Origin of the sequence: Pseudomonas sp. 51_B, assembly GCF_017491595.1 — a bacterium.
In the GTDB taxonomy this organism is placed as follows: domain Bacteria; phylum Pseudomonadota; class Gammaproteobacteria; order Pseudomonadales; family Pseudomonadaceae; genus Aquipseudomonas; species Aquipseudomonas promysalinigenes.
This window is the reverse complement of the sequence record NZ_JAFGYW010000469.1, coordinates 1-432: the sequence shown is the minus strand read 5'-3', so window position 1 is coordinate 432 and position 432 is coordinate 1. Positions and strand designations below refer to the sequence as shown.

The 432-nt window shown below is 60.9% G+C and carries 1 protein-coding gene; it reads right to left on the bottom strand.

What is annotated here, in order from left to right; genetic code table 11:
* Positions 1-174: 174 nt before the first annotated feature.
* The coding region (locus J5M56_RS25770) for a DUF4398 domain-containing protein (protein ID WP_207938154.1) at positions 175-432 on the bottom strand (258 nt) is incomplete at its 5' end.

The window sequence follows — 432 nt, the reverse complement described above, 5'->3', positions numbered from 1 at the left end:
CACCGGCGCGGATCACGTCTTTCGGCGCGATGCGCAGCACGTTGGAATCTTCCTTGACCTTCTGGAAATCAGCGCCGGCCTGTTGCAGCGCAGCCTCGCTGTGCTGACCGGCGCAGCCGTAGAGGCTGGCGCAACCGGCACGAAGCAGAATGCCGCGAGCATTGGACTTGAGGCTCATTGTGCTTCACCCAGTTGCAGCTGCTTGCGCAGGCGGACAATGCGGATATTGAGCACATTCAGCTGTTCTTCACTTTTTTTCGTCAGCACCTTGGCCTCGGCCAGACGTGCATCCAGTTCGGCCTGCTCGGCACGCATGCGCGCGTTGCGATAGGACTCGTCGGCCATGCTGCCTTTGGCGCGGTTGTATTTTGTTTCGGCCAGTTGCATTTCCGGCACTTCGTCAGCGGTGGCGCCGACTGCCTTGGCCTGCAC